The following is a 22,047-nucleotide window of genomic DNA, read 5'->3' as shown; positions in this document are numbered from 1 at the left end:
CTACACTGGCCCGATAGAACCCGCCACGCCCCGACAATGCCCACGGTCAAACCCCAGCCGCTCAAAGCCCGACTCCGCAAGGCCGCCGCCATGGCGAAGCGCCTCGATGAGTACATCGCGGCCGGCAGTCCGGCCGGCGCGCCGCCGCCGCGCCGGTCCGGAATGCTGCAGGGGACGCATGCCGCGCTGGACGTGTTCAACGAAACGCTGAAGGCGGCGATCGCCGCCGCCGAGCCCGCAGCGCCGATTCATGCACAGATCAAGGCGGCCGACGGGCTCATCGCGGAGCTGAAGGACGACCCGCCGGCGCCGCTGACGGCCAGCCTGGCGGAGCGTTATCGCGACATCGTCGCGCACGCCCAGAGCGGCTATGCCGCCGTGGCCGAGCGCGAGCGGCTGGCGGGCGAGGCCGACGCCGACTGAAAGGCGGTGTAGGCCGGGGCCTTGTCGATTTCGCGACCTCCCGTTCGATTAGAGGGGAAGGCCAGGTCGTTTTCCTGGCGCCAGCGGAGCCGCCTGGATGGCCAAAGTCATTGTGGAGCAGATCGTCAGCGCCGACGGCTATGCCGAAGACGCCGATGGCAGCATTGATTTTTTCGTCAACGCGAACTGGATCAACGAGGTCGATACCGAGCAGCTGCAGATGCTGTCCGGCGTCTCGGCCATCGTCTTCGGCGCGAAGACCTATCGCATGTTCGCCGACTACTGGCCGTCCGCGGATCCGGCCGCCGAACCGGTGGCGACCCCGATCAGCAAGCTCCCGAAGTTCGTCGTCTCGTCCACCCTCGAATCGGCGCCCTGGGGCGCCGACCATTCGGCCGAAATTCTGCGCGGCGACGGCGTGGCCGCGGTCCGCGGGCTGCGCAGCCGCTACACCGGCAACCTGATGATCTGGGGCAGCCTGACCCTGAGCGATGCCTTGCTGCGCGCGGGCGAGGTCGATGTGCTGCGCCTGCGCATGTTGCCGTTGCTGCTGGGCCGTGGCCGATCTTTTTCGCCGCCAGACCTTGGGCTGCGCGGGCTCACCCTGGGTTCCGCGAAAACCTTTCCGGGTGGCCTGTTGGTGCTCGAGTACCAGCTGCAAGCCTGACCGGCAAGCGGATCACCCCGAATACCGCCCGAATAGCGCATCGACGGACGGCTGTTCCGTCTCTGACACCTTGTCCAACCAAGATTCCTGCAACCGGAGCCCTTCGATGTCCCGCACGATCACCGTCAGCCTGCCCGTTACCGATCTGGAGGCATCGAAGGCTTTCTACACGGCCCTCGGTTTTGTCAGCCAGCCACAGTGCAGCGACGAAACCGCGGCGCTGATGGGCTGGAGCGAATCGATCAGCGTGATGCTGCTGACCTACGCCAGATGGCGCACGTTCACGACCCGGCCGATTGCGCCGACGGACTCGAGCGAGATGGCGCTCAACATCTCCTGCGATTCGCGCGAGGAGGTCGATGCGATGAACAAGGCGGCGGGTGAGAACGGCGGGGTTGCGGACATCAATCCGGTTCAGGACCATGGCTTCATGTACGGTCGCGATTTCAGCGATCTCGACGGCCATGTCTGGGGTGCGATGTGGATGGACATGTCGGCGATTCCGTCCGCCTGATGATCCCTCTTAGACGAACCGGGAGTCCCTGATGCAAGCCCTGCGTTATTCCATCAACCTGAGTCTGGACGGCTGCTGCGATCATCGCGGCATGGAGCCGGACGAACAGTCGCATCGCCATGCGGTCGACAGTCTCAACCGGGCCGACGCCCTGCTTTTCGGCCGGGTGACTTACGAAATGATGGAAACGGCGTTTCGCCCGGCCTGGACCGGAGACAGGCCGGACTGGATGGAACCTTTCCGCCGCACGATCGATGCGGCGAAGAAGTACGTCGTGTCGAGCACCTTGAAGCAGGTCGACTGGAACGCGGAACTGGTTCGCGGCGATCTGGCAACGGCGGTCCGACAGCTCAAGCAGATGCCCGGCAGGGGCCTGTTCGTCGGCGGCGTGAAGCTGCCGATGGCCCTGGCGGAGCTGGGACTGATCGACGAGTACGAGTTCATCATGCAGCCGCGCCTGGCGGGCCACGGGCCGACGCTGTTCGCGGGGCTGTCGAAGCCCATCGACCTGAAGCTCGTGGAGCGGCTGGAATTCCGTTCGGGCGCGGTGGTGATGCGCTATGTGCCGCGCACCTAGCGGAACAAGTTCAGATCGATGGCATCGGCCATGGCCTTGTAGCCTGCCGGGGTCGGATGGATGTTGTCGCCGCTGTCGTACATGGGATTCATGATGTCCGGGTTCAGCGGCCACGCCAGCGCGGCGTCGAAGTCGACGAAGCCATCGCAGTAGCCGTCGCAGTTGCCTTGCGACCGGATCCAGTCGTTGACGGTCCGGCGGGAAATGTTCTGCAGCGGCGTGAAGAGCAGCCTTGGATTGATCGTCGCCACGATCACCTTGACGTCGACCGCATGCGCACGATCGATCGCCTGCTTGTAGTTCGCGATGATGGTGTCCGCGTCATCGCCGATCAGGGCTCCCAGATCGTTGGCGCCCGAATACAGGATCACGTGGCTGAGTCCGGCGTGTTCGAGAACGTCGGCGTCATAGCGTTCGAGAACATCCGCCGTGGTGTTGCCGGCGATGCCGGCATTGCCGACAGCCATCGGTGCCGGAGAACCTTCAGCCGCGATGCGCCTGGCGAGAAAGTCGGTCCATCGGCAGGGGTTGCACTCAGGCTGCGGGAACAGCAACGCGGCGGGCGAGGGAACAAGGTTGACGAGCTTGCCGTCCGAGCCGACGCCGTCGGTGGTCGAGCCGCCAACGCCGATGATGGTTCCGCCGAGTGCGGCGTTATGGACGTCGACCGACTCGACAAGAATCATCGACGGCGTTTCCGAAGTGAAGGCCGCGCCGGCATCCTCGCCGGTCATGTCTCCGGCACCGGCGGTGGCGATGTATGACGTCACGTAGGCCTGCAGGTCTCCGCTCGGCGCGACCGAGCCGGTGATATGCAGACTGACGCCGAGATATTGCTGAGCCTGGGTCTGCAAGGCGACCGGATCGCTCAGCAGGTCCATGCCGGCCGGCACGACCGCAGCGGTGCTTCCGGAAAATGTCAGTGGCTTGCGAGTGCCGGCCTTGAGCGTCGCGCCGCTGTCGATGATGCCGACGGTCGCCGAGGCAAGCGATACAGGCTCGGTGCCGAACTTGTTGCGCAGCCGCACGCGGACCTCGTCGCCGCCGGCGCTGAGCTGCAGCACCAGTCTCAGGGTCTGGTCCGAAACGCGCCGCGCCTTGCCGGTGTGTGCCGTCGACCAGGACGTCTGCCAGTTCGTCTGACCTGGCACATCGGCGCTGTCCGAGGGTCCGCAGGCCGAGGTCAGCAGGGCCATCAGAAGAAGGGCTGGCTTCTGCCAGTGGTATCCGGCGTGGCGCATGAAATGCTCCGTGGATTGCCGATCGGGATCGGGCAACGGCGGTGGATGGGAACGCGATGGGTGCGGCCTTGCGGGCCGTACATCGACATGTCAGTATGTCCTAACAAAGTCTTGAACCGGTAGTCGCCGGGCACGATCGGCCGTCCCACACGCATGGGGCTTCGCTGGAGGAGATATGACTGTCGCCGCGGTTGTTCAACCGGTACTGGAGCCTCGCGCCGTCAGCCTGGCACGTCTGCTGGCGTTCGTGCTGCCGCCGATCGCCGCGATGGCCGCGGGCTTCAACGGCATCCAGGGCGTACTGATTCCGGGGCAGGTCGCGGCGCTCGACCCCGATACCAAGGTCGCCAGCCTTGCCGTGCTGACCACCTGCGCGGCCGTCACGTCGATGATCGGCATCCCGCTCGGCGGTGCCTTGTCCGACCGCACGCGCTCCCGTTTCGGCAAGCGCACGCCGTGGATCGTCGGCCTCGCCGCGGTCTCCGGCGTGCTGATGATCGGCATGGGGCTCGCCGGCAGTCTCGTCGCGCTCGCCATCGTCTACGCCTTGCTGTGGCTGACCGCCAACATGTTCCAGGGTGCGCTGCTTGCGATCCTGCCGGACCGTGTGCCGGAACAGCAGCGCGGTTTCGCGTCCGCGATCATGGGGCTGGGCACCCCGCTCGGGGTGCTGGTCGGCGTCAATGTGGCGAGCCATGTGGCGCCTTCATGGGCCTACACGCTGCTGGCGATCATCCTGGTTCTGACCAGCGTCATCCTCACGCTTGGCGCGCCGGAGCCCTCTTCGCTGGACATGCCCTCGCAGGCGGCCGACGACGACAAGGCGCAGAGTGCCTTCGGCTTCTTCGAAGCCTTCCGCGAACGCGATTTCACGCTGGCCTTCGTCAGCCGCTTCATGCTGTTCCTGTCTTACTTCACGGTCAGCGGCTACCTGTTCTACACGCTCAGCGACTACATCGGCGTCGAGAACATTCCGGATGGCGATGTGCCGGTCGCCGTCAGCACCCTGCTGTCGATCAGCGTCGTGGTCTGGGTGTTTGTCGCGACGGCCTGCGGCTGGCTGGCGGACAGGATCGACCGGCGCAAGCTGTTCGTCGGCATCTCCGCGGTGGGGCTGGGCGCGACCATGATCGTGCCCATCGTCAGCCCGACCTGGATCGGCATGCTGCTGTATTCGGGATTGCTCGGCGCCTTCATCGGCACCTACTTCGCCGTCGACCTGGCGGTCATGTCGCTGGTACTGCCGCACCAGGATCGCGCCGGCCGCGACCTCGGCATTCTTGCCGTCGCCACCGGACTGCCGCAGATCATGTCGTCGGTGGTCGCCGGCGGCCTGATCACCTACGCGGGCGGGTACACCGCGCTGTATGTGTTCGGCGGCCTCTGCGCGCTCATCTCGGGCATCGTCGTGCTGTTCATCAGGAAGGTGCGCTGATCATGCCGATGCTGACGACGCCGGCCGGTGCGCGCATCGCCTGGGATGCCTTCGGCCAGGAGGCGATGCCGCCGATGATCCTGATCCAGGGTTTCAGCGCGCAGATGGTCGGCTGGCGCCCGGGCTTCTGTCAGCGGCTGGCCGACCAGGGCTTCCGCGTCATCCGTTTCGACAATCGCGATGTCGGGCAGTCGCAGCGCTATCCGGCGGGCGGCTATTCGCTGGCCGATCTGGCCGACGACACCGCCGCGCTGCTCGACGGGCTTGGTCTTGCTTCGGCGCATATCGTCGGGCAATCGATGGGCGGCATGATCGCCCAGCTGTTTGCCGAGCGGCATCCCGCGCGAGTGCGTTCCCTGGGCCTCATCTACACCGCCGCAAACGATCGGCATTACCTTGGCCGCGAGGCGATCGAGGAGCGACTGGGCATGCCCGTGCCGCAGACCCGCGACGAGTACGCGCCTCACTACGTGGCGCATGAGGCGCTCTGCGCATCGCCCGGCTATGCGCAGGACGTCGAATGGCTGCGCGAGCTCGGCGGCGTGATTTGGGACCGTGGCTGGGACCAGCCGGGCATTGATCGCCAGTTGCAGGCGCTGCTCGCGGAGCCGAACCGCAACGGCACGGTCGGCGGCATCAAGGCGCCCACCGCCATCATCGCCGGCGACGGCGATCGCCTGATTGCCTGCGCGGCATCCGAGGAGCTGCATGACCTGATTCCCGGATCGACGCTGCGAATCTTTCCCGGCATGGGCCACGAATTGCCGCAGCCGCTGTGGGACGATATCGCCCGGCTGCTCGCCGCCAATGCGCGCGGCGCCGCAGTTTCAGCGTAGGCCCATTTTGCTTAGAACCATGTCCGCAAGAACTCCAAAACAGAAGAACAGGGAAATCGACGTGAGCATCGAGAGTGCGTTTCCAAAAGCGCTCTTTGTCGGCATCAACAAGGCGGCGCCGATCCCGCTGTACCACCAGGTCGCCAGCCGCATCGAAGCCGCCATCGTCGACGGCCGCATTGCGGCCGGCGCGCGGATCGACAACGAGATTGCGCTGGGGGAAAGCCTCGGCCTCTCGCGGCCGACGATCCGCCGCGCGATCCAGGATCTGGTCGACAAGGGACTGCTGGTGCGCCGCCGCGGCATCGGCACCCAGGTCGTTCGTGGCGAGGTCACGCGCAAGCTGGAACTGACCTCGCTCTATGAGGATCTGAGTTCCGCCAAGAGAGCGCCGTCGACCCGCGTCCTTGCGCACGACATCCGCAAGGCCGATGAAGTCGTCGCCGATCGTCTCGGCGTCGCCGAAGGATCGCTGGTTCTGCACATCCGCCGCCTGCGTCTCGCCGACGATGTGCCCTTGGCGATCCTGGAAAATTATCTTCCGGCGGACTTCATCGACATCGATCGCGACACGCTCGAGAAGTTCGGCCTGTACCAGCTGCTCAGCGCGCGCGGCATCGATATCCGCATTGCCAAGCAGCGTATCGGCGCACGCTCGGCGACGCTGGAAGAGTCGAAGCTGCTCGGCATCGATCGTCGCTCGGCGGCGTTGACGATGGACCGCGTCGCCTTCGACAGCAGCGGCCGCGCCGTCGAGTACGGCCACCATGCCTACCGACCCGACCTCTATTCCTTCGAAGTCACTCTGGTGGGCAAGGGCTGATCATGACGTCCAGCCTGTCGGAACGTTCGCTCGACCTGATCTGCCTGGGCAGGCTCGCGGTCGATCTCTATGCGCAGCAGATCGGCGCGCGCCTCGAAGACGCCAGCAGCTTTTCGAAGTACCTCGGCGGCTCTTCGGCGAACATCGCGTTCGGCACCGCGCGCCTGGGGCTGAAGTCCGGCATGTTGAGCCGCGTCGGCGACGACCACATGGGGCGTTTCTTGACCGGAACCCTGCAACGGGAAGGCTGCGATACGCGCGGCATCAGCATCGATCCACAGCGCCTGACCGCACTGGTCCTGCTCGGCATCAAGGATCGCGAGACGTTTCCGCTGGTGTTCTACCGCGACAACTGCGCGGACATGGCGCTGTGCGCCGACGATATCGACGAACATTACGTCGCGTCGGCGCGCGCCTTGCTGATCACCGGCACGCATTTCTCCACCGCCGGCGTTTACGCCGCGAGCATGCGCGCGCTGGAGTACGCGGCCAGGCATGGCGTACAGCGCGTGCTCGACATCGATTACCGCCCCGTGCTGTGGGGGCTCACCGCAAAGGCCGACGGCCAGACGCGCTTCATCGCCGACGACCAGGTGACGCGGCACCTGCAGGGCATTCTTCCGCAGTTCGATCTCATCGTCGGCACCGAGGAGGAATTCGCGATTGCCGGCGGATCGACGGATCTGGCTCAGGCACTGCGCGGCGTGCGGGCCAGAACCTCGGCCGTTCTCGTCGTCAAACTGGGCGCCGAAGGCTGCGTGGTGCTGCGCGGTGAGATTCCCGCCGATCTGCAGTCCGTACCGCGGCACCGCGGACGGCGCGTCGAAGTGCTCAACGTCCTCGGCGCCGGCGATGCATTCCTGTCGGGTTTCCTCAGCGGCTGGTTGCAGGGCGCGGACGATGCGCGCTGCTGCGAGCTGGGCAATGCCTGCGGCGCGCTGGTCGTTGCCCGGCACGGCTGCGCACCGGCGATGCCGACGCCGGCCGAGCTCGAATATTTCCTGGACAGCGTTCCGCCGATCACACGGCCGGATCTCGATCGCGATCTGGAGCGCCTGCACAAGGTCAGCGTCCGCCGCCGGTCATGGCGGCCGCTGTTCATCTTTGCCTTCGATCACCGCCAGCAGTTCCTCGATCTGGCCCACGAGGCGGGCGCGGCGCCGGAACGAATCCCGGCGCTGAAGCTGCTCTTCGTCGAAGCCGTGCAGCGGGCGCAGCGCAGGCTTGTCGACAGCGGCAGCCCGGCGGATGTCGGCATCCTCGCCGATGATCGTTTCGGCCAGGACGCGCTCAATGCGGCGACCGGCCGCAACTGGTGGATCGGCCGGCCGGTGGAGACGCAGTATTCGCGGCCGCTGCTGTTCGAGGCCGGCCGCTCCGTCGGCAGCACGCTGATCCAGTGGCCGCAGGAACACATCATCAAGTGCCTGGTGCAGTACCACCCCGACGACGAGCCGCTGCTGCGCCTCGAGCAGGAAGCCCAGATCCGCAGCCTCTACGACGCCGCGCAGCGCAGCGGTCACGAGCTGCTGCTGGAAATCATTCCGCCGCAGGCACTCGCCGGAGCGCACCCCGACGTGCTGCTGCGCTCGATGAAGCGGCTCTACAACCTCGGCATCTTCCCCGACTGGTGGAAGATCGAATCGCAGACGCCTGGCGTCTGGGCGCAGATCGACGCGCTGATCGAGGAGCGCGATCCGTATTGCCGCGGCATCGTCCTGCTCGGGCTCAACGCGCCCGTCGAACAACTCGCGCAGGGATTCGCCGATGCGGGGGGCAGCCGCAGCTGCAAGGGATTTGCGGTGGGCCGCACCATCTTTCAGGCCCCGAGCCGCGACTGGCTGCAAGGGCTGATCGACGACGCGACGCTGGTCGATCGCGTCGGCGCGAATTTCGAATCGCTGATCGGTGCCTGGCAACAGGCACGTGCGCGGAGCTGAGCCGATGACCCTCTCACTTCAGCCCGGCGACATCAGGATCGGCATCAATCCGATTTCCTGGAGCAACGACGATCTGCCGGCGCTCGGCGGCGAAACGCCGCTGGCGACGGCGTTGAGCGAAGGCGCGCGGATCGGCTATCGCGGCTTCGAGCTCAACGGCAAGTTTCCCAAGGATGCCGCCGGCGTCGGTCGCGTCCTGGCGGAGCACGGCCTTGAGCTGGTGTCCGGCTGGTACTCCGGGCAACTGGCGACGCGTTCCGCCGCCGAGGAAATCGCCGCCATCGAATCGCACGTCGGGATGATGGCGGACAACGGCGCGAGGACGCTGGTCTACGGCGAAGTCGCCGACTCCATTCAGGGCAAGCGCATCCGCCTGCGGGAACGCCCGCGCTTCCGAGCCGACCAGGACTGGCAGCGCTACGCCGACAAGCTCAACCAGCTGGCCCGGTACACCGCGTCGCGCGGCGTGAAGCTCGGCTATCACCATCACATGGGCGCCTACGTCGAGTCGCCTTCGGACATCGCGCGTCTGATGGCGCTGACGATGCCGGACGTCGGGCTGCTGTTCGATTCCGGCCATTGCTACATGGGCGGCGGCGATCCGCTGGCGGTGCTCAAGCAGCATATCGACAGGGTCTGCCACGTTCACTTCAAGGACGTCAGGCGCGAGGTCGTCGCGCTCGCGCGCAATGCGCAGTGGAGCTTTCCGGACTGCATCGTCAACGGCACGTTCACCGTTCCCGGCGACGGCGATCTGGATTTCGCCGCGATGTTAGACGTGCTGGTTCGCCACGGCTACCGCGGCTGGCTGGTCGTGGAAGCGGAACAGGATCCGGCGGTGGCGCCGAGCTACAGCTACGCGAAGCAGGGCTTCGACACGATCCAGCAGATGCTGGCCGCGGTGACCGCCGGGCAGGGAGCGTGAGCGCGATGACGACGACAAGCAGAGCAGCGACCGTGCGACTGACGATGGCGCAGGCACTGGTGAAGTTCATGGACGCGCAGTACCTGTCCGTCGATGGTGTCGAGACCAAGTTCATCAAGGGCGTCTTCACGATCTTCGGCCACGGCAATGTCCTCGGCATCGGCCAGGCACTGCTGCAGGATCCGGGCGAGCTGCTCGTGCATCAGGGGCGCAGCGAGCAGGGCATGGCGCATGCGGCGATCGGCTACGCCAAGCAGAAACTGCGCCGCCAGATCTACGCCTGCACGTCTTCGGTCGGCCCCGGCGCGGCCAACATGATCACCGCGGCGGCGACGGCCACCGCCAATCGCATTCCGTTGCTGCTGCTGCCGGGCGACGTCTATGCGTCGCGCCAGCCCGACCCGGTGCTGCAGCAGATCGAACAGGCGCACGACCTGACGATCAGCACCAACGATGCATTCCGTCCGGTCAGCAAGTACTGGGACCGCATCAGCCGGCCCGAACAGATCATGAGCGCGGCAATCAACGCGATGCGCGTGCTCACCGATCCGGCGGAGACCGGCGCGGTGACGCTGTGCCTGCCGCAGGACGTACAGGCCGAGGCCTACGACTATCCGGAATACTTCTTCGCCAAGCGCGTTCATCGGCTCGACCGGCGCATTCCGGTGCCCGACGCCATCGAGGAAGCCGCGGCCCTGATTCTCGGCAGGCGCAAGCCGCTGCTGATCTGCGGCGGCGGCGTGCGCTACTCCGGCGCGGCGGAGGCGCTGCACAGTTTCGCCGAGCGCTTCGACATTCCGTTTGCCGAAACCCAGGCGGGCAAGAGCGCCGTTGTATCGGCGCATCCGCTGAACCTCGGCGGCATCGGCGAGACCGGCAGCCTCGCCGCGAACGAATTGGCCAAGGAAGCCGACGTCGTCATCGGCGTCGGCACCCGCTACAGCGATTTCACGACCGGCTCGAAGTGGCTGTTCCAGCACCCGGACGTGCGCTTCATCAATCTGAACGTCGGCGGCTTCGATGCGGCCAAGCTCGACGGCATCCAGATCATCGCGGACGCGAAGCTGGCGCTGGAGGCACTGCAGGGCCGCCTGGTTCGCGAGGGCTACAAGGCCGGCTGGGGCACCGCGCCCAAGGAAGCCCGCGACCGCCTGGATACAGAGATCGATCGCGTCTATGCGATCGAATGCGCCGACGAATCTTTCGTGCCCGAGGTCGACGACGCGCTGGACAAGGCGGTGCTCGCCGAGTTCTCGCGCCTGACGGGTTCGCGCCTCACGCAAAGCCGCGCACTGGGAATACTCAACGAACGCATCGCCGACGATGCCGTGATCGTCGCGGCGGCCGGCAGCCTGCCGGGCGACCTGCAGCGCGTCTGGCGCTGCAAGGCGGCGGAGACCTATCACCTCGAGTACGGCTATTCCTGCATGGGCTACGAGGTCAACGCGGCGCTCGGCGTCAAGCTGGCGCAGCCATCGCGCGAGGTCTACGCGCTGGTGGGCGACGGCTCGTACCAGATGCTGCACTCCGAGCTCGTGACCTCGATCCAGGAACGCAGGAAGATCAACGTCGTGCTGTTCGACAACATGGCCTTCGGCTGCATCAACAACCTGCAGCTCGGCAATGGCATGGACAGCTTCGCCACCGAGTTCCGCTTTCGCAACGACGCCAGCGGGCAACTCGACGGCGGCCTCGTGCCGATCGACTACGCCATGAGCGCCGCTGCCTATGGCTGCGTCACGTACCGAGTCCGGACGGCGGACGAACTGGTCGCCGCGCTGGCCGATGCCGCCCGGCAGACGGTGTCGACGCTGATCGACATCAAGGTCCTGCCGAAGACCATGGTCCACGGCTACTCGTCGTGGTGGCGTGTCGGCGTTGCCGAGACATCCACGAGCGACAAGACGGCGGCCGCTCACGAACGCATGCAGGCGCAGCTCAAGCGCGCGCGGCATTACTAGATCGGGGAATCATCAATGAGCTTGAAAATCGGCGTGATCGGCACCGGGGCCATCGGCCAGGACCATATCCGGCGCTGCATGCAGACCCTGTCCGGCGCGCGGGTCGTCGCCGTCAACGACATCAATCCGGACAGCGCCGCGAGCGCCGTACGGCAGTACGCGCCGGATGCCGAGGTCTTCGCCGACCCGCAGGCACTGATCCGCTCGGCGAACGTCGACGCGGTGATGGTGACGTCGTGGGGGCCCTCGCATGAAGAGTTCGTGCTGGCGTCGATTGCGGCCGGCAAACATGTCTTCTGCGAGAAGCCGCTGGCGACCAGCGCCGACGGTTGCCGGCGCATCGTCGATGCCGAAATGCAGCACGGCAAGCGTCTCGTGCAGGTCGGCTTCATGCGTCCTTACGACCCGGGCTACCGCGCCCTCAAGGCTGTGCTCGACAGCGGCAAAATCGGCACGCCGCTGATGTTGCATTGCGCGCACCGCAATCCGCGGGTCGGCAAGAACTACACGACGGAAATGGCGATCATCGACACGCTGATCCACGAGCTGCACGTGCTGCGCTGGCTGCTCGGCGACGATTACGTCTCGGCGCAGGTGATCTTCCCGCGCCAGTCGAGCAAGAGCCGCGAAGACCTGCGCGATCCGCAGATCGTGCTGCTCGAAACCGCCAAGGGCACGCGGATCGACGTCGAAGTCTTCGTCAATTGCCAGTACGGCTACGACATCCAGTGCGAGGTCGTCGGCGAGCTGGGCATTGCCAAGCTGCCGGAGCCTTCTTCGGTTCTGCTGCGCAGCGAAGCGGCGCGCTCGGAAGCGATCCTGACCGACTGGAAGGATCGCTTCATCGCCGCCTACGACGTCGAGTTGCAGGATTTCATCGACGGCGTGCGCGACGGCCAGCTGCGCGGACCCGACGCCTGGTCCGGCTACTCGGCGGCGGTCGCGGCCGATGCCTGCCTGGCGGCACAGAAGACGGCGGCCGTCGTGCCGATCGGGCTGCCGGCCCAGCCGGCGTTCTACGCCTGAGGCGCCGGCAATGAGTCTGCTGGTCAAGGCCAAGCGCGAAGGGCGGACGATCGTCGAGATCACGCCTGAATCGGCGCAATGGCGTTACGTGGGGTTCTCGGCATTCCGCCTGGGCGCCGGCGAGCGCATGCAGTTCGCCGCCAGCGGGCGCGAGCAGTGCTTCGTCGTGCTGCAGGGTAATGTCACGATCGATGCTGGTGGCACGCTGTGGCGCGAGATCGGCACGCGCGACAGCGTCTTCGAGGACGCCGCGCCTTACGCCGCCTATGTGCCGGCAGGCCATGCGGTGTCCGTCGTCGCGCATCGTGACGCGGAGCTGGCCGTGGCCAGTGCGCCCGCCGGTGCGGCGTCGCGGCTGCCACGCCTAATCGAGCCGGCGACGATGCAGCGCTCGGTGCGCGGGCAGGGCAGCAACACGCGTTACATCTGCGACGTCCTGCCGCAGGGCGAAGCGGCCGAAAGTCTTCTCGTCGTCGAAGTGCGCACGCCCGCCGGCCACTCGTCGAGCTATCCGCCGCACAAGCACGACCGGGACGCGATCCCGATCGAAAGCGTGCTTGAGGAAACCTACTACCACCGCCTGAATCCGCCGCAGGGCTTCGCGTTTCAACGCGTCTACACCGACGACCGCGCGCTCGACGAGGCGATGGCGGTCGAGGACCGCGACACCGTGATGGTGCCGCGCGGCTATCACCCGGTCGTGATGCCGCATGGCTACGAAGGCTATTACCTCAACGTCATGGCCGGGCCGGTCCGCCAATGGCATTTCAAGAACGATCCCGACCACGAGTGGATGCTCAAATGATCGACGAATCCGAAAGCCTGCCTGAGTGGTACGAGAGCGGCAGAGGCAAGGGCAGCACCCTGGTGCTGTTGCATGGCTTCACGGTGTCCTGGCGAATCTGGCGACCGATCCTGCCGATGCTGGAGCAGCATCACCACATTGTCGCGCCGACGCTGCCGGGCCATGTCGGCGGCCTGACGCTGACCCAGCGTGCTTCGCCGCTGAGCATCGCCGCCGCGCTCGGCGATCAGCTGCGCGCGCGCGGCATCACGCAGGCGCATTTCGTCGGCCAGTCGCTCGGCGGCTGGATGGTCGTCGAGATGGCGCGTCAGGGGCTCGCGCGTTCGGCGATGGGCCTGTGCCCCGGCGGTGCCTGGCGCAGCGATGCCGACATCCAGAAGTTCATGCGCGACGGCAGGAAGATGGTGAAGATGCTGCCACTGCTGGTGCCGCTGCTCAAGCTCGCCGTCGGGCCGGCCTGGCTGCGCAAGATCGTCCTCGCCGCGGAGGCGCAGCACGCCGATCGCATCACTGCCGCCGACGCCCGCATGCGCTTCGATCGCATGCGGCGGATGACGATCCTCGACGAATTTCTCGACGAAACGATGGCGCCCGTGCAGCCCCTGCCGGCCGATCGCAAGGTGCCGCTGCGGATGATGTTTGGCGCGCAGGACAAGACCCTGCCGTTCGACCGCTTCGGCCAGCCGCTGCTCGACATCCTCGGGCTGAAGTCCGGAATCATCCTCGACGACTGCGGCCACAACCCGATGTTCGATCATCCGCAGCGGGTGGCCGACGAGATCCTGAAGTTCGTGCGCGAAGTGGAAAGCGGCACCGCGCTCTAGCGCTCACAGCCTTACCCAATAGCGGCCCGGACACAGGGCTCGCGTATACGAGGAGAATTTCTATGACCCTGGGGACCAGAGCCCTGGCGGCCCTGCTGTTGCTCGGCAGCGCCGTGACAGATGCTGCAGATAACGTAGACGCCGCCGATATTGCGGATCTGTTCGCCGAACCGCCTGCCGAATCGCCCGCCGAATCGGGCGAGCCGCCAGCCGACGAGGCCGCCGCGGATCAGCAGCCGGTCGACGAGCAGTCCGCAGGGGAGGCGCCGGTCAACGAACAGCCGGCGAGCGCCGAGCAGATCGTCGACACGATTCCGGTGGCCGAACTGCGTAGCGAGCCGCCACCACCGGGCCCGCGCGAGCCGCGCAATGTCCAGCAGCTCGAGGAAATCGTCGTCACCGCGACCAAGCGCGAGTCTTCGCTGCGTGAGATTCCCGCCAGCATCTCGGCGCTCGACGGCGCCGACCTGGAGAAGCGCGGCGCGCAAGGTCTCGAGGACATCGTGCGTCTGGTGCCGGGCGTGAATCTCGCGACCGAGAACGATCTGACGCGCATCACGATCCGCGGCATTTCCGCGGCCAACAACACCAATGCGACGACCGGCACGCTGTTCGGCAACGTCTCGTTCACGGATTCCTACCTGCCGGTGTCGACGCTCGATCCGCAGCCGTTCGACATGAGCAGCGTCGAAGTGCTGAAGGGACCGCAGGGCACGCTGTTCGGTGCGTCGGCGCTCAATGGCGCGATCCGTTACGTGCCGGAGCCGCCGCAGCTGGGCGAGTTCTCCGCGAAGTATTTCGCGCAGTACACCAGCATCCACGAAGGCGGCGCCGAACCGATGTACGGCGGCGCGCTGAACCTGCCGGCCGGCGAGACCGCCGCGTTGCGTCTGGTCGCGTTTGATCGCAAGGCACCGGGCTACATCGACAACCTGAAAGTCGGTGAGGAAGACGCCAACCATCTTTCGCAGTGGGGTTTCCGCGCCATCGGTGCCTGGCAGCCGACGACGGACTGGAACATCTCGCTGACCTATGCAACGCAGAGCACCAAGAGCAACGACAACGGCCTGGCCGACAATCTCGACGAACAGCTGTCGAGCAACAACCGGCCGCGCCGCAGCCCGCGCACGACGACCTACGATCTCGCCAACCTGAACATCGAGTACGACTTCGACTGGGCCCAGCTCGTCGCGGAGACGGCGTACGTCAACAAGTTCTCACGCGCATTCCTCGAGAACTCGCGCAATGTGGTGCCCGGCGGCGCGATTGCGCTGCTCGGCATCGACGGCGGCGGCGATTCGGACACCTACAGCCAGGAAATCCGCCTGGTCTCGGCGGACGATCCCGATTCGCGCTGGCGCTGGATCGCCGGCGTGTTCGGCTCGCGCCAGGAGATCAGGGAGACCATCGATCTCGCCGCCGGTGACGGTCTTCTGCCGATCGATCTGTCGCTGCTCAATCTGCTGGTCCCCGGCCTAGGCGATCTGGTCAATGGCAACGGCAACCTGAGCCTGATCAGTCTCGATGCCGATATCCTGATCGAGGAGCTGGCGGCCTTCGGCGATCTCACGCGCAAGCTGGGCGATTCCTGGGAGCTGAGTCTGGGCGGGCGTCTGTACCAGACCAAATCCTATGGCAGCAATACGCAGCGCGGCCTGGTGCTGGCCGCCTTGAACCTGGATCCGGAAGACGAAAAAACAGGCGGCGTCAGTGAAGACGGCTTCAGCCCGAAGGCTTCGCTGACCTGGCATGCGACCGACAACGTGATGTCCTATGCCACGGTCTCGAAGGGTTTCCGTGTCGGCGGCCTGCAGCCTGGCGTCACGCTGCCCACGTCCAGCACGCAGGCGCCGGAAGTCTTCAAGTCCGACACGATCTGGAGCTATGAAGGCGGTGTGCGCACGACTTGGCTCGACAACACGCTGAACGTCGATCTCGTTGCCTTCTATCTCGACTGGAAGGACCCGCAGACGCTGCAGTACGACAGCCTCACCAACATCAACTATCTCGACAACGTCGGCGCGGTCAAAAGCCAGGGCATCGACTTTGCGCTGCGCTGGATCACGCCGATCGATCTGATGATCAGCACGGCCGTGTCATGGACTGAAACCGAGACCACCGAAGCGTTCCAGACCGGCAGCGGCGGTGTCGCTCCCGTCGGCAGCCCATGGCCCTATGCGCCGGACTGGCAGACCGCAACGACGCTGGCGTATCCGATCGCGCTCGGCAACTGGATGCTGCAGCCGTCGCTGACGCACACGTACCTGGGCAAGACCGTCAACGACCTGACCTACCAGTTGCCGATCCTCGACTACCAGCAGCTCGATGCACAGATCGGCCTGCAGAACACCGCGCTGGCTTGGTTGCCGGAGATCACCGTCAACGTCAACAACGTGCTCGACGAACGCGGCCTGACGTCCAACATCAAGCAGGGTTCGGCGCGGGATGTGAACTACAGCCAGCCGCGCACCTTGATCGTGCGGCTCAGCGGGGCGTTCTGATACAGCGTTCGTGAGGAGCGAGAACATGTTCGAGCAGAAAATCGTTCGTCGGCTTGCGTCGTGCGGCCTGGCAGTGCTGATTGCGTTTCCCGTCGCCGCGCAGTCGGTGCCTGCACCGTTGGCGGATCCGTTCTTCAGCTACGCGCGCGCGCCGGAATACGATTCCGTCGCAAGAACCCGCGGCATCGACGTGCCGGTGCGGACACCGGACGGCGGTTCCAGCCACATCGCCTGCACGCTGTACCGGCCGGCGCGCAACGGCGTTGCGGTGGAAGGCCGCTTCCCCGGCATCGTCATCGACTATCACGCGTATCACGTCGTCAACGTGATCACCGACGCCAGCGGCGGTTTCGACTACTTTCCGCTGCGCGGCTACAACGTGATGGTCTGCGATCCGCCCGGTGCGGGAAACTCGCCGGGCATCCTCAACCAGTTCGCCGAAGCGGAAACACTGGCGAACTACGACCTCATCGAATGGTTCGCCGCGCAGGACTGGTCCGACGGCAACATCGGGCAACACGGCACCAGCTACGGCGGCCACACGACGAACAAGGTGGCGAGCTACAACCCGCCGCATCTGAAAGCGATCGTGCCGAACTCGTCGTTCGCGGACTGGTACGAACAGACCATCTATCACGGCGGCATCCGCAATCTGTCGATCTTCTACCAGCCGGTGCTCGTTGGCGGCACCGGCATCGGCAGCAATCTGCTCGGCGCCATCGTCGGCAACGTCACCGAGACCTTGCTGACCTATGGGCTGCATCCGCTATACGACGACTTCTGGCGCGAACGCAGCGTGAAGCCGCGCTGGGACCAGTTCCAGGTGCCGGCGCTGATCACTGATGGCTGGAACGATCGCTACCGCGACGGCACCGTGCAGAACTACATGGCGCGGCCGGGAAACGTCTGGCTGCTGCTGGGGCCCTGGAGCCATTCGTCGTACGAAGCCGACAGTGAATTGGGCACGCTCGACCCGAGCGCACACCAGCTGGCCTGGTACGACCATTGGCTGAAGCGACTGCCCGATGCGCCGCTGCCACGCGCGAAGATCACCAGTTTCGAGATGCCGGACGACGCAAACAGCCACGGCTGGACACAGTTTGCCGACTGGCCGCCGCCCCAGTCGCGGATGACTCGACTGCACTTCAACATGGACCGCACGCTGTCCGAGCAGATGGGCGCGGAAACCGGCCAGCTCGATTGGTCGGTCAACGGCCTCGACACCGGCGCCGACCCGACCAGCGACCTGCTGCCCGTCGAACTCGACCAGCGTGTCGCGGAGGCGATGCCCTACCGCCTGAGTTTCTCGACGCCGCCACTCGGCGAGGATCTCGTGCTCACTGGCGCGAGCGAGCTGACGCTCAAGGCGGCGTTCAGTGCCAGCGACGGCAATCTGGTCGCGCGGCTGATGGATGTGCATCCCGATGGCCGCATCGTCCAGGTCGCGACGGGCTGGCTCAAGGCCAGCCACTATCGCGGGCACGATCATCTGGAAACGATCGTGCCGGGCACGGTCTATCCGATGTCGGTCCGCATCGCGCCATCGCACTGGCGTTTTCTCGCGGGGCACACGCTGCGTGTTTCGCTGTCTAGCGGCGACGTGCCGGATGCCATCCCCGATGCCTTGCCGGGAACGGTCAGCGTACTTGCCGGTGGAGCGGAGGGCTCCTATATCGACATTCCGATGCTGGACGGCAACGCCCCTGAGACTGACGAAGGGCAGGGCGAGGATCGCGGCGGCGGCGCGCTTGGCCGCCTGTTCCTGGCCTTAATGCTGGGTCTTCAGCTCATCCGGCGGCGGCGGGATGCGTCCTAGAGCGGGCTGACCCTGCGGGCATTCAGTTCTTCCAGAATCCTGCGATGCCCCTGGCGATCGAGGCGGAAGAAGAACAGCAGCGCCAGCGACATCAGCGATAGGACCGCCGCGCCGGGGCCGTAGTAGATGCCCAGCGCGTCGGTCATCTCCTGAGGCAGCTGGATCTGCATGCCCTGTTCCTTCACCTGCTGCACCGGGAAGTGAATGAGCTCCAGCGCCAGACCGGATAGCAGCGTGCCCAGGCCGCCGGCGATCTTGAAGGCGAGCGTCCAGCCGGCGAAATACGATCCTTCGCGGCGGACGCCGAAGAGATATTCATGCTCATCGGCCGCGTTGGTGATCATCGTGATGACGGCAATCGCGACGATGGTGGTCATCATGCCGCCGAAGAGCGCGAAGCCGACCATGAAGTACGTCAGCGCCTGATCCTGCAGGGTCAGCACACCGGCGAGCTTCAACGTCGGCGGCACCGCCTGCATCACGATAATGCCGAGCAGCCCCATGATCGCCGCCGAGCGGTACTCCATGCGCGCGATCACCGGCGCGGCGATCAGGGCACCGAACATCATGCCGCCGGTGATCGACAGCGTGATGACCTGGGTCTGGTTGGTGTTCAGCTGCCAGAAGAACGTGAAGGCATGCAGGTTGAGGGATTGAATGACTGCCTGCGCCGCCGCGAACAGCAGCGCGACACCGAACAGCACGCGGAAACTGCGGCTGCGCAGCAGTTCGCTGAACTCAGCGACGATCGAACTCAGGCTGAAAGGCTTGACCTCGACCACATGCTGCCGGTTCAGGGTCTTTCTCACGACCATCATCGCCATCAACGCCGCCGCCAGCATGACCGCCGCCATCGTTAGCGCGTATGGCCTGTAGTTCAGGCGCTGGGCGAGGCCGTTTTCACCGCCGAAGAACACCGTGAATCCGACCGCGACCGTGATGAATGCGGCGACGATCGACAAGGCCCAGCGCAAGCCGATTAGCCGCTCGCGATCGGTCTGGTCGTCGCTCAGTTCGGCGCCGGCCGCGAGATACGGCAGATTGAAAATGGACAAGGCAATCCGGACCACCGCGCTCAGCGTCGCCACCAGCGCGAACAGCAGCCATTGGTCCGTCGTGTCCGGCAACGAGAACAGCAGGACATAGCTCACCAGCAGGAACGGCAAGCCGATGGCCATGAACGGCAGGCGCCGGCCCCAGCGCGAGCGGAAGTTGTCCGAGTACAGACCGATCAAGGGATCGATCAGCGACTCAAGGATCAGACCCAGCGCAATCGCGGCGCCGGCCATGCCCGGTTCCATGCCGCAGGCGGTGGTCGCGTAGAACAGCAGGAAGATGTTGATCGAGGTGTTGACCGCCGCGTCGAGCGCGGAGCCGCTGGCATAGCCCAGCTTGGACAGCAGCGGCAATTTCTGCGCGCGCAGCGCCGCGTGGAGGGCTTCCGCTTCGGCGGTCGTCGTGGATTCTTCAGCGATGCTCATGCGGGCCGGCTTCCAGTGCGCGTGCTGCGATTCATCGGCATCCGGTCAGGCGAAGACCGAATGAAGGGGATGTCTGTTGCGCCACGGCAGCGCCGATTCGAGTTGTGCGGCCAGGCGCAGCAAGGTGGCTTCGTCGCCATGCCGGGTGACGATCTGCACGCCCACCGGCAGGTTACTCGCAATGCCTTGGTGAAGGGGCACAGAGGCGGCCGGATTGCCGGTGACATTCAACAGCGGCGTGAAAGCGGCATAGTCCGCGAAGGTGCGCATGCCGTACTCGACGATGCCTTCATCGCTCGCGGCCGGATCGAACTGCCCGATACGCGGCGCCGGGCTGACGCCGGTGGGCGTGATCCAGACGTCGAAATCCTGGAAGTAGCGGTCCACGGCCTGACGCGCCGTCTGGAACAGCGCATCGGCCCGGTACAGATCGGCGACGCGCAGCGCCTTCGCGTATTCGATGGCCCGCAAGGTCATCGGCTCCAGCGTGTCGGCGCCGGACTTGCATCCGGTCGCGGCTTCAAGCCCTTCGATGGCATGCGGCATCATCGACAGCAATGCCGGCAGGAACGCCTGCGTCAGCGCCGTCCAGTCCAGCTTGGGCGCGGCTTCTTCGACGTCATGCCCCAGGTCCGCGCACCACTTCGCCGCCACATCGACGGCATCGCGACAGTCCTCGTGCAGCGTGGTGTGCAGCGGCGAGCTGCGCAGGATGCCGATGCGCAGCCGACCGGGATCGGCGCCGACTTCCTCGCTGTAGGGCCGGGCGGGGCGCGCAACCCAGTAGCGCGATGCGGGCGTCGGACTTTCCAGCACATCGAGAAACGCGGCGGAGTCGCGCACGCTGCGCGTGGTGACGTGGAACTGCGTGAACGGAAAGAGGCCGCCGTCGCTGCGTCCATCGCTGGGCGTCCGCGCGCGGCTGGGCTTGAGGCCGAAAGTACCGGTGCAATGCGCGGGGCCACGGATCGAACCGCCGCTGTCGCTGGAACTGGCAACCGCCACCACGCCAGCGGCAACCGCCGCGGAAGACCCACCGCTGGAGCCGCCCGCCGAATGGTCGAGATTCCAGGGATTGCGGGTGGCGCCATGCAGGGAAGATTCCGTCGTGCAGTACAGACCGAATTCGGGCGCGGTCGTGGCGCCGATCGCCGCAATCCCTGCGCGCTTGAGGCGGGCGACGAACTCGGTGTCTGCTGGCGCCTTGAGCCCCGCCGTCAATCGCGAACCCTGCATCGCCGGCTGTCCGGCACAGCCATGGCTTTCCTTGAACAGCATCGGCAGGCCGGCGAAAGGCCCGTTGCCATGGGCGCTCGCCTGCGCGGGGCCGGACATGAAGTTGAGCGTGGGATTGAGGATCTCGATCGCTTGCAGTGCGCATTGCTGCAGTTCGATCTCGGCGATTTCTCCGCGGCGGACGAGTTCCATCAGGCCCACGGCATCGTGCGCCGCATATTCGCTGAGCTTCATGGCCATCAACGCCGCCGGCTCTTCGCCTTGAGCTCCGGCAGCATCTGGTCGAGTGTCAGGTCCAGTACCCGGCCGAACCATTCTTCGCCGCCGGCTTTCAGCACGCCTGCATCGAACAGCTTCTGCACGGCGTCGAGATCGCCGATGCGCTTGCGGTTCCAGTCGCGTCGCGCGCCATCGAGACGGCGGTTCGACGCGGCGTGCGATACCGCGAGGCTCTGCAGATTGGACCAGGCAGCACCCGCTCTCTCGATGTCGACGCCGGCGTTGAGCATGGAACGCACGGCGGAATTGAACAGACGCAGGATTCGGTGGTCGGCGAGCGGCCCGATCATGCGCTCGAAATCTGGATACCGCGCGGCAAGCTTCGAGTAGGCCAGCACCAGCTCGCGCAAGTAGCGGCGGGTGTCCTGTGCATCGCTGGTATCCCGCTCGGGCAGTTCCTCGAGCAGGGTCAGCGCGAGCGCATCCATCAGATCGGCCAGCGAACCGAAGTAGTGATAGAGCGTGGCAACGCCGGTGCCCATGTGCGCGGCGACCCCGCGCATGGACAGTGCGTCGCGGCCATTGTTCTCGACCAGCTCCTGGGCGGCCTTGATCACATCCTCGCTGCGAAAGATCGGTTTGCGGCCTCGCGATCCGGTCGCGGGCTCGCCCGCGGCGGTGACCTTCTTCTTCATGGGCAGGGTCTCGGCGATATCGGTGTCGGGCATTGTATTTGATTTTTAGAACAGTGCTCGAATATATTATTGGAACAGTGATCGAAATATCCACTGGTCCCA

The 22,047-nt window shown here is 65.7% G+C and carries 19 protein-coding genes; 15 read left to right on the top strand and 4 right to left on the bottom strand.

Annotated elements, in window-relative coordinates; genetic code table 11:
• Positions 1-90: 90 nt before the first annotated feature.
• The 4 genes from AC3WUF_RS06660 to AC3WUF_RS06645 all read left to right on the top strand — a co-directional run bounded on the left by AC3WUF_RS06660 (position 91) and on the right by AC3WUF_RS06645 (position 2,181).
• Positions 91-423, top strand: coding sequence for a hypothetical protein (locus AC3WUF_RS06660; protein WP_492423757.1), 333 nt, complete (start codon positions 91-93; stop codon positions 421-423).
• Positions 424-520: 97 nt separating this feature from the next.
• A complete protein-coding gene (locus AC3WUF_RS06655; protein WP_492423755.1) occupies positions 521-1,090 on the top strand; it encodes a dihydrofolate reductase family protein in 570 nt (189 codons plus the stop codon).
• Between the two features lie 106 nt (positions 1,091-1,196).
• On the top strand, positions 1,197-1,604 hold the full coding sequence (locus tag AC3WUF_RS06650) for a VOC family protein (protein ID WP_492423753.1): 408 nt from the start codon (positions 1,197-1,199) through the stop codon (positions 1,602-1,604).
• Positions 1,605-1,635: 31 nt separating this feature from the next.
• Positions 1,636-2,181, top strand: a complete 546-nt coding sequence (locus AC3WUF_RS06645) for a dihydrofolate reductase family protein (RefSeq protein ID WP_492423751.1) — start codon at positions 1,636-1,638, stop codon at positions 2,179-2,181.
• On the opposite strand, the gene AC3WUF_RS06640 is transcribed toward AC3WUF_RS06645, so the two are convergent.
• Positions 2,178-3,422, bottom strand: coding sequence for a GDSL-type esterase/lipase family protein (locus tag AC3WUF_RS06640; protein ID WP_492423749.1), 1,245 nt, complete (start codon positions 3,420-3,422; stop codon positions 2,178-2,180). The two genes, AC3WUF_RS06645 and AC3WUF_RS06640, sit on opposite strands and share 4 nt — an antisense overlap.
• A 175-nt stretch (positions 3,423-3,597) precedes the next feature.
• Between AC3WUF_RS06640 and AC3WUF_RS06635 the strand changes: the two genes are divergently transcribed.
• From AC3WUF_RS06635 to AC3WUF_RS06585, 11 genes are all read left to right on the top strand, one after another.
• Complete coding sequence (locus AC3WUF_RS06635) at positions 3,598-4,857, top strand: MFS transporter (RefSeq protein ID WP_492423747.1); 1,260 nt, start codon at positions 3,598-3,600, stop codon at positions 4,855-4,857.
• Between the two features lie 2 nt (positions 4,858-4,859).
• Positions 4,860-5,693, top strand: coding sequence for an alpha/beta fold hydrolase (locus AC3WUF_RS06630; RefSeq protein WP_492423745.1), 834 nt, complete (start codon positions 4,860-4,862; stop codon positions 5,691-5,693).
• 61 nt (positions 5,694-5,754) lie between these two features.
• Positions 5,755-6,516 (top strand): GntR family transcriptional regulator, encoded by a 762-nt coding sequence (locus AC3WUF_RS06625; RefSeq protein ID WP_492423743.1) that lies wholly within the window; start codon positions 5,755-5,757, stop codon positions 6,514-6,516.
• 2 nt (positions 6,517-6,518) lie between these two features.
• Entirely contained in the window at positions 6,519-8,456 is a 1,938-nt protein-coding gene (locus tag AC3WUF_RS06620; protein ID WP_492423741.1) for a bifunctional 5-dehydro-2-deoxygluconokinase/5-dehydro-2-deoxyphosphogluconate aldolase, read from the top strand.
• 4 nt (positions 8,457-8,460) lie between these two features.
• Positions 8,461-9,381 (top strand): myo-inosose-2 dehydratase, encoded by a 921-nt coding sequence (iolE, locus tag AC3WUF_RS06615; RefSeq protein ID WP_492423739.1) that lies wholly within the window; start codon positions 8,461-8,463, stop codon positions 9,379-9,381.
• A gap of 5 nt (positions 9,382-9,386) precedes the next feature.
• Positions 9,387-11,342 (top strand): 3D-(3,5/4)-trihydroxycyclohexane-1,2-dione acylhydrolase (decyclizing), encoded by a 1,956-nt coding sequence (gene iolD / locus AC3WUF_RS06610; RefSeq protein WP_492423737.1) that lies wholly within the window; start codon positions 9,387-9,389, stop codon positions 11,340-11,342.
• Positions 11,343-11,357: 15 nt separating this feature from the next.
• Positions 11,358-12,368: a bifunctional inositol 2-dehydrogenase/D-chiro-inositol 1-dehydrogenase gene (iolG, locus tag AC3WUF_RS06605; protein WP_492423735.1), complete on the top strand. Its 1,011-nt coding sequence runs from the start codon at positions 11,358-11,360 to the stop codon at positions 12,366-12,368.
• A gap of 10 nt (positions 12,369-12,378) precedes the next feature.
• Positions 12,379-13,173 (top strand): 5-deoxy-glucuronate isomerase, encoded by a 795-nt coding sequence (gene iolB / locus AC3WUF_RS06600; protein WP_492423733.1) that lies wholly within the window; start codon positions 12,379-12,381, stop codon positions 13,171-13,173.
• Positions 13,170-13,997, top strand: coding sequence for an alpha/beta fold hydrolase (locus AC3WUF_RS06595; RefSeq protein ID WP_492423731.1), 828 nt, complete (start codon positions 13,170-13,172; stop codon positions 13,995-13,997). The genes iolB and AC3WUF_RS06595 overlap by 4 nt, the downstream gene beginning before the upstream one ends.
• 62 nt (positions 13,998-14,059) lie before the next feature.
• A complete protein-coding gene (locus tag AC3WUF_RS06590) occupies positions 14,060-16,498 on the top strand; it encodes a TonB-dependent receptor (RefSeq protein ID WP_492423729.1) in 2,439 nt (812 codons plus the stop codon).
• 25 nt (positions 16,499-16,523) lie between these two features.
• Entirely contained in the window at positions 16,524-18,314 is a 1,791-nt protein-coding gene (locus AC3WUF_RS06585) for a CocE/NonD family hydrolase (RefSeq protein WP_492423727.1), read from the top strand.
• Here AC3WUF_RS06585 and AC3WUF_RS06580 read toward each other — a convergent pair.
• From AC3WUF_RS06580 to AC3WUF_RS06570, 3 genes are read right to left on the bottom strand one after another with little or no spacing between them, the layout of a single operon-like run.
• Complete coding sequence (locus AC3WUF_RS06580; RefSeq protein WP_492423725.1) at positions 18,311-19,795, bottom strand: MFS transporter; 1,485 nt, start codon at positions 19,793-19,795, stop codon at positions 18,311-18,313. The genes AC3WUF_RS06585 and AC3WUF_RS06580 overlap by 4 nt on opposite strands.
• A 45-nt stretch (positions 19,796-19,840) precedes the next feature.
• Positions 19,841-21,265, bottom strand: a complete 1,425-nt coding sequence (locus AC3WUF_RS06575) for an amidase (protein WP_492423723.1) — start codon at positions 21,263-21,265, stop codon at positions 19,841-19,843.
• Between the two features lie 5 nt (positions 21,266-21,270).
• Positions 21,271-21,978, bottom strand: a complete 708-nt coding sequence (locus AC3WUF_RS06570) for a TetR/AcrR family transcriptional regulator (protein WP_492423721.1) — start codon at positions 21,976-21,978, stop codon at positions 21,271-21,273.
• Positions 21,979-22,047: the final 69 nt, after the last annotated feature.

The organism is Fontimonas sp. FW305-C-3, from assembly GCF_058783185.1.
Note: the sequence above shows the minus strand (reverse complement) of the source record. Positions and strands in the feature narration are given on the sequence as shown.

Coding starts and splice junctions, on each gene's coding strand:
- AC3WUF_RS06575 (WP_492423723.1), bottom strand. CDS start 21,265: ATGAAGCTCAGCGAATATGCGGCGCACGATGCCGTGGGCCTGATGGAA.
- AC3WUF_RS06585 (WP_492423727.1), top strand. CDS start 16,524: ATGTTCGAGCAGAAAATCGTTCGTCGGCTTGCGTCGTGCGGCCTGGCA.
- AC3WUF_RS06580 (WP_492423725.1), bottom strand. CDS start 19,795: ATGAGCATCGCTGAAGAATCCACGACGACCGCCGAAGCGGAAGCCCTC.
- AC3WUF_RS06650 (WP_492423753.1), top strand. CDS start 1,197: ATGTCCCGCACGATCACCGTCAGCCTGCCCGTTACCGATCTGGAGGCA.
- AC3WUF_RS06630 (WP_492423745.1), top strand. CDS start 4,860: ATGCCGATGCTGACGACGCCGGCCGGTGCGCGCATCGCCTGGGATGCC.
- iolE (WP_492423739.1), top strand. CDS start 8,461: ATGACCCTCTCACTTCAGCCCGGCGACATCAGGATCGGCATCAATCCG.
- iolD (WP_492423737.1), top strand. CDS start 9,387: ATGACGACGACAAGCAGAGCAGCGACCGTGCGACTGACGATGGCGCAG.
- iolG (WP_492423735.1), top strand. CDS start 11,358: ATGAGCTTGAAAATCGGCGTGATCGGCACCGGGGCCATCGGCCAGGAC.
- AC3WUF_RS06645 (WP_492423751.1), top strand. CDS start 1,636: ATGCAAGCCCTGCGTTATTCCATCAACCTGAGTCTGGACGGCTGCTGC.
- AC3WUF_RS06655 (WP_492423755.1), top strand. CDS start 521: ATGGCCAAAGTCATTGTGGAGCAGATCGTCAGCGCCGACGGCTATGCC.
- AC3WUF_RS06595 (WP_492423731.1), top strand. CDS start 13,170: ATGATCGACGAATCCGAAAGCCTGCCTGAGTGGTACGAGAGCGGCAGA.
- iolB (WP_492423733.1), top strand. CDS start 12,379: ATGAGTCTGCTGGTCAAGGCCAAGCGCGAAGGGCGGACGATCGTCGAG.
- AC3WUF_RS06640 (WP_492423749.1), bottom strand. CDS start 3,422: ATGCGCCACGCCGGATACCACTGGCAGAAGCCAGCCCTTCTTCTGATG.
- AC3WUF_RS06660 (WP_492423757.1), top strand. CDS start 91: ATGGCGAAGCGCCTCGATGAGTACATCGCGGCCGGCAGTCCGGCCGGC.
- AC3WUF_RS06635 (WP_492423747.1), top strand. CDS start 3,598: ATGACTGTCGCCGCGGTTGTTCAACCGGTACTGGAGCCTCGCGCCGTC.
- AC3WUF_RS06620 (WP_492423741.1), top strand. CDS start 6,519: ATGACGTCCAGCCTGTCGGAACGTTCGCTCGACCTGATCTGCCTGGGC.
- AC3WUF_RS06570 (WP_492423721.1), bottom strand. CDS start 21,978: ATGCCCGACACCGATATCGCCGAGACCCTGCCCATGAAGAAGAAGGTC.
- AC3WUF_RS06590 (WP_492423729.1), top strand. CDS start 14,060: ATGACCCTGGGGACCAGAGCCCTGGCGGCCCTGCTGTTGCTCGGCAGC.